Annotated in this window: 4 protein-coding genes and 2 pseudogenes; 3 read left to right on the top strand and 3 right to left on the bottom strand. The window is 70.9% G+C overall.

The window, feature by feature from the left end:
* Positions 1 to 142: 142 nt before the first annotated feature.
* The 3 genes from ACFU7Z_RS34620 to ACFU7Z_RS34610 all read right to left on the bottom strand — a co-directional run bounded on the left by ACFU7Z_RS34620 (position 143) and on the right by ACFU7Z_RS34610 (position 3,242).
* Entirely contained in the window at positions 143 to 370 is a 228-nt protein-coding gene (locus ACFU7Z_RS34620; protein ID WP_030238515.1) for a hypothetical protein, read from the bottom strand.
* A gap of 9 nt (positions 371 to 379) precedes the next feature.
* On the bottom strand, positions 380 to 2,563 hold the full coding sequence (gene malQ, locus ACFU7Z_RS34615; RefSeq protein WP_380781951.1) for a 4-alpha-glucanotransferase: 2,184 nt from the start codon (positions 2,561 to 2,563) through the stop codon (positions 380 to 382).
* A 223-nt stretch (positions 2,564 to 2,786) separates the two neighbouring features.
* Complete coding sequence (locus ACFU7Z_RS34610; RefSeq protein WP_380781949.1) at positions 2,787 to 3,242, bottom strand: SUKH-3 domain-containing protein; 456 nt, start codon at positions 3,240 to 3,242, stop codon at positions 2,787 to 2,789.
* A gap of 467 nt (positions 3,243 to 3,709) precedes the next feature.
* Here ACFU7Z_RS34610 and ACFU7Z_RS34605 point away from each other — a divergent pair.
* The 3 genes and pseudogenes from ACFU7Z_RS34605 to ACFU7Z_RS34595 all read left to right on the top strand — a co-directional run bounded on the left by ACFU7Z_RS34605 (position 3,710) and on the right by ACFU7Z_RS34595 (position 5,985).
* A pseudogene (locus ACFU7Z_RS34605) lies at positions 3,710 to 4,464 on the top strand (replication initiator).
* Positions 4,464 to 4,688, top strand: coding sequence for a helix-turn-helix domain-containing protein (locus ACFU7Z_RS34600; protein ID WP_380781947.1), 225 nt, complete (start codon positions 4,464 to 4,466; stop codon positions 4,686 to 4,688). The pseudogene ACFU7Z_RS34605 and the gene ACFU7Z_RS34600 overlap by 1 nt, the downstream one beginning before the upstream one ends.
* A pseudogene (locus ACFU7Z_RS34595) lies at positions 4,688 to 5,985 on the top strand (tyrosine-type recombinase/integrase). Before ACFU7Z_RS34600 ends, ACFU7Z_RS34595 begins: the two are co-directional and overlap by 1 nt.
* Positions 5,986 to 6,036: the final 51 nt, after the last annotated feature.

The following is a 6,036-nucleotide window of genomic DNA, read 5'->3' as shown; positions in this document are numbered from 1 at the left end:
GGACGGGATCGTCCGGCGCCCCTTCGGGGTCTTGCGGGCCTTGCGGGTGGTGCGGGCTCTGCAGGTCGTACGGGACCTGGGGGCCCTGCGGGTCGTGCGGGCCCTGCGGGTCGTGCGAGTCCTGGGGACGTCTGCGCGGGTGTTACTTCTTCTTGCCCTTGCCGTAGGGCAGGCCCGCCAGACCGGCGATCACCGCGAAGGCGACCAGCGGGAGAAACACGTACAGGCCGAGGGTCTGGCCCACACTCAGGCCGGAACCGGGGTCATCACCGTCGTCCCTGGTGAAGGCCATGGCGGGCGACGACAGCAGCATCATCAGCGTGACCGTTGCGGAGACCGCGCCGGCTCGCAAAGCGTTCCTCTTGTCCACGTTTCCAACTTACCCGCCGCTTACGGGGGCGCGCTCGTCGGGGTCGGTCGGGCGGGACGGGAGGACCTGCCTCGGGGCCGACCCGGCGGAACCGCGCGGGGCCAGGAGCCGGGCGAGCAGGCCGGCGGCCGGGGCGGTGGCCAGCCGTTCGAGGGTGACCGGGTCGCCGGAGCCGTCCGCGACCGGCAGGCGCCAGTTCGGGTACTGGTCCCAGGTGCCGGGCAGGTTCTGCGGGCGCGGGTCCCCGACCAGGTCCGGCAGCCAGACCCCGACCAGCTCCGCCGGGGTGGCCCGCAGGAAGCGGTACAGCACCGGCATCGTCAGCGGCTCGCCCTCGGCCAGCAGCCCGAGCCGGCCCAGCTCGGCCCGCCAGTCCGCCAGCTCCGCCGCCGCCTGCCCCTGCTCCTCCCCCAGCGGCCGGGCCAGCAGACCCAGCCGGTGCCGCAGCTCGACGTGCTCGCCGGAGAGCCGGGCCGCGGTGCTGGGCAGGTCGTGGGTGGTGAGGGTGGCCAGGCAGCCGGACCGCCAGCGGTCCGGGCCGAGGATCGCGCCGTCGCCCCGCCAGTCCCGCTCGAACCAGAGCACGGACGTGCCGAGCACCCCGCGCGCCGCCAGCTCCTCCCGCACCCCCGGCTCCACCGTGCCGAGGTCCTCGCCGATCACCGCCGTCCCGGCCCGGTGCGCCTCCAGCGCCAGCACGCCGAGCATCGCCTCGGCGTCGTAGCGCACGTACGCGCCCTCGGTCGGCGGGTGCCCCTGCGGCACCCACCAGAGCCGGAACAGGCCCATCACGTGGTCGATCCGCAGGGCCCCCGCGTGCCGGGCGGTGGCCCGCAGCAGCTCCGCGTACGGGGCGTAGCCGGCCTCGGCGAGCGCGTCCGGGCGCCAGGGCGGCAGGCCCCAGTCCTGGCCGTGGGCGTTGAAGGCGTCCGGCGGGGCGCCGACCGAGATGCCGCCGGCCAGCACGTCCCGCAGCGCCCAGGCGTCCGCGCCGTCCGGGTGGACGCCGACGGCCAGGTCGTGGATCAGGCCGACCGGCATGCCCGCCTCGCGGGCCGCCCGCTGGGCGTGGGCGAGCTGCTGGTCGACCTGCCAGGCGAGCCAGCGGTGGAACTCGACCCGCTCCTCCAGTTCCTTGGCGGCGTGCTCGACCTGTGGGCCGTCCGGGTGACGCAGCCCCTTCGGCCAGTGGTGCCAGTCGGTGCCGTGCTCCTCGGCCAGGGCGTTCCACAGCGCGTGCCGGTACAGCCACTCGCCCTCGCGGAGCCGGTACGCGTCGTACTCGGCCTGCCGCCCGGGGCCGCGCGGCACCTCGTGCAGCAGCTCCAGGGCCTCGCGCTTGAGCTGCCAGACGGCGTCCCGGTCGATCAGGGCGTCGTGGACCAGCACCTCGTCGCGGAGCCGGGCGGCCCGCCGGGTCAGCTCCTCGGCCTGCTCGCGCCCGGCGCCGGTCAGGTAGGCGTACTCGGGGACGGCCTCGATCCGCAGGTGCACCGGGTCGGCGAAGCGGCGCGAGGACGGGCGGTACGGGGACGGGTCGGAGGGGGCGCCGGGCAGGGCCTGGTGCAGCGGGTTGATCTGCACGAAGCCCGCGCCGAGGCCGGCCCCCGCCCACCGGGCCAGCTCGACGAGGTCCCCGAGGTCGCCCATGCCCCACGAGCGCTCGGAGAGCACGGAGTACAGCTGGGCGAGGAACCCCCAGCTGCGGCCCGGGAGTTGCGGCAGCCGCTCCGGGGCGACCACCAGCGCGGCCCGCGCGGTCCTCGTGCCGGTTTCCGCCGTGAGCACGTGGCGCCCCAGCGGCAGGTCCCCCGGCACCCAGTGCGAGTGCCCCCGGGGCAGCTCCCAACTCCCGCCGTCCTCCAACTCCACCCGCAACCGGGCGTCCGCCGGCACGTCCAGCGCCGTCCGCCGCCCCTGCCGGACCACCACGCACGGCGGCAGCAACCGGGCCCGCTGCTCGGCCCGGTGACGCTCCAGCGCCTCCCCCACCTCCTGCGGCGACCCGGCCGCCACCCCCATCGCCCCCAGCACCGCCACCAGCGTCCGCGCCCCCACCGCCTGCCCGCCCGGCCCCGGGTACCGGACGTCCACCCCGTACGCCCGCGCCAGCGCCACCAGTTCGGCGGGCGGCGGCGGGGCATCCTGCGCCGGTACCTGCTCGGCTCCGTCACTGTCGTGGTAAGCGGCCACTCGCGGCTCCTGCGATGTCTCGGCAACGCCCGTTCAGGACAGCCACAGTCCTACCCGCGTGACACCACGATCACCCAGCGCGACACGACGCCGGCGGGCGGACCCTCGCAAGCGCGAACCGAGACCCCGACTCTACGCAGTCCGCAATTCCACCATCAAATCATCCACGTGGAGCCTTTGAGGAATTAGGGACTTGGCATGAAATGACCCCGTCGACCATGTCTCAACACTTAATAACCTCAGGCCTGCGATCGGAATAAAGAAGATTCCAGAATTCTTTGATCGATCCACCGTACTTGCCGACATACGGACTATTCCCACCGTAGACAGCACCGTCTTCACCCAGGAACAGAAGAACTCCGCAACCCATTAGACCAACAGGAGTCAGCCTCTGCCCAGCTGCGGGCTCATATTCACCCATCAATACAGGAAGATAGGTGTTGGAAACTGCTCTGACCGGGTCGATTTCCGTAAAGTCATCAGCCCCCTTGCTCCAGTGATGCGGATGGCGGACCCTCAGGGAGCAAAACTCACGGACAGCACTTTCCACCTCAGGATTCGGCAAACGATCGATATCACCCCAAGCTCTCAGAGAACTGTCGACAGGAATCTTCCTACCTGCAAACCAGCCACTCTCCTGCAGTCCCACAATGGCATGTATCGTCAGCACATCCATCATCCCTCCCAACGAACCGCGATCACGACCTGGAACCGGCAAGGTGGCGAGCCCTGCGGTCCAGGGCTCGCCGTCTCTTGCCAGGGCTATCTCATTGAGTCGCCCTGGCCCCACCACCAATTACCACACTAAGACACTGGTTGCAGGCAGGGGCAAGGTCACCCGACTGTCGAAAAACCACAGCATATTCGACGTTAGTCAATCGAGCCAGCTCATCCGTAGGAGCCCCACTCAGGGCACCGTTGCAAGCGCGAACCTCTGCACAGTTATGCCACGGCCAGGGTTCCTGCCCAGCGGCAAGGCCAGAACGCTCAGTCAACGCGTCCTCGTAATAGGGATCGCCATGCGGCCGGCCACTGTATCCGGTTGAAAACTCGCCAGGCCGCCCGTCGCCCCTGTCAATCAGCCGCACCGCGGCGACCGCCAAGGTCGCGGAGTACCAGAAGCGCAGCCTGGTCCACTTCCACACCGTGATCCGCCTCGACGGACCGGACGGCAGCACCCAGCCCCCGCCCCGTCCGCCACTGTGACCCTGCTCGCCGACGCCATCCGGGCCGCCGCCGCCCGCGTCTCGATCAGCGTCGTCTCGGATGCGGTCGGGGAACGCGAACTCGCCTGGGGCGAACAGCTCGACGTGCGCGAGATCGCCGCGTTCGGCACCGACGCCGAGCTGACCGATCACGCGGTCGCCGCCTACGTGGCCAAGTACGCCACCAAGTCCGCCGATTCATCCGGCGCTCTCGACCGCCCCCTGTTCTACCGCCCCTGCCAGGGACGCGGCATGACCCTGACCGGCCACGGAACCCCGGTCACGTGCACCGCCTGCGGCGGCACCGGACAGGCCCGACCCCTGCCCCGCATCGCCGTCGAACGCCACGTGCGGCAGATGATCCGCACCTGCTGGGAGCTCGGCAAGCGCCCGGAGTTCGAGGCACTCAAGCTCTGGAAGTGGGCGCACATGCTCGGCTTCCGGGGCCACTTCTCCACCAAGTCCCGCTGCTACTCGGTCACCCTCGGCCAGCTGCGCGACGACCGCCGTGCCTGGCGCACCGAACAGGCCCGCGCACACGCCGGCCTGCCCGACCTCGACCCGAGCACGACCCTCGTCATCGGCCACTGGGCCTACCACGGCTCGGGCTACTGCCCCGGCGCGGAACTCCTGGCCGCCGCTGCCTGGCACCGCAGAGAACTGGAACGGCAGTTCACCGCAGAGGGCGGCTACTGATGACCGCGCAGCCGCCCACCAGCCTCGTGCGCCGGCCGAGCACGATGGAGGAATTGCTCACGGTCCCCCAGGTCATGGCCCGCCTTCAGCTCGGCCGCTCCGCCGTCTACGACCTGCTCCGCACCCGGCAGCTCGCCTCCATCACCCTCGGCCGCGCCCGCCGCATCCCCACCCACGCCCTCAACGACTTCATCCGCACCCGACTCGAACAGGAAGCCGCCTGATGACCACACCCCACGACACCCCCGCCTCCCGCCGCAGCCGCGCCAACGGCGACGGCACCGTCTACCAGCGCAGAGACGGCCGCTGGGAAGCCGCCGGCTACGTCCTCGCCCCCGGAGACACCCGCAAGCGAGTCCGCGTCTACGGCATCACCCGCAAGGAAGCCCTCGCCAAGCTCACCGAGAAGATCGCCACCAGCAACCGCGGCGTCCCCGTGGTCTCCGCCCAGGGCAGCCTGGCCGCCTACCTGACGTACTGGCTGGAGAACGTCGCCGTCCACCAGCTCCGCGAGACCACCCACACCCGCTACACCGCCTGCATCAACCAGTACCTCATCCCCGGCCTCGGCAAGAAGAAGCTCGCCAAGCTCACCGCCAAAAGGACGTACGCACATGGCTCAACCAGCTCCGCACCACCTGCCAGTGCTGCGCCCGCGGCCTCGACGCCGCCCGCACCCAGCCCCGCTGCTGCGCGACCGGCACGTGCTGCGGCAAGCGGCTCTCCCCGCTGACCCTCGCCTACATCCACTCCGTGCTCAAGTCCGCCCTGGAGCACGCCGTCCGGGAGGAAGAGATCCCCCGCAACGTCCGCACCGGCACACTCCGCCCCCGCCGCTTCGAACCGCTCACCGCCGACGAGGCCCGCACCTTCCTCGCCGCCGCCCAGAGCCACCGCCTCCACGCACTGTTCGAACTCGCCCTCCGCACCGGGCTCCGCAAGGGCGAACTCCTCGGCCTGCGCTGGGAAGACCTCGACCACGCCAGCGGCACCGCCAACATCCGCCGCACCCTCCAGCGCACCCGCAGCAGCGGACTGACCACCCTCCCCACCAAGACCCTCAACTCTGAACGCCGTATCGCTCTGCCCACTCCCTGCCTGCGCTCACTTCGCGCCCACCGCGAGCAGCAGGTCCAGGAGCGGGAGAAGGCCGGCGGGAACTGGAAGGAGAGCGGCCACGTCATCACCCGGCCCGACGGCCACCCGATCGAACCTGCCACTCTCACCAGGCACTTCAAGGCGCTCCTCCACCGAGCGGGACTCCGCCAGATCCGTTTCCACGACCTTCGGCACTCGACCGCGACGCTTCTCCTGGAGCAGGGCGTCGAACTCGTCGTCATCAAGGAACTCCTCGGTCACGCTCACATCGGCGTCACCGCCACCGTCTACGCCCACGTCCGACTCCGCCTCCAGCGCGACGCCATCGACCTCCTCGGCCGGGCTCTCCACACCCCCGTCGAGACCTCCAGCCAGCCCGACGACGGCGACGACCCGCCGCTTCGTACGGCACCCGTCCACTGACGTTGCCGTCAACTACTGCCGTCAGACACGCCAGCGGCCCCGCCGGATACC

The organism is Kitasatospora sp. NPDC057518 (genome assembly GCF_042802075.1).
Lineage (GTDB): Bacteria > Actinomycetota > Actinomycetes > Streptomycetales > Streptomycetaceae > Kitasatospora.
The sequence above is the reverse complement of the archived record's forward strand: the minus strand, read 5'-3'. Positions and strand labels throughout refer to the sequence as shown.

Excerpts from the sequence above, each read along its gene's own strand:
- ACFU7Z_RS34610 (WP_380781949.1), bottom strand. The coding sequence starts at position 3,242 with ATGATGGATGTGCTGACGATACATGCCATTGTGGGACTGCAGGAGAGT.
- ACFU7Z_RS34600 (WP_380781947.1), top strand. The coding sequence starts at position 4,464 with ATGACCGCGCAGCCGCCCACCAGCCTCGTGCGCCGGCCGAGCACGATG.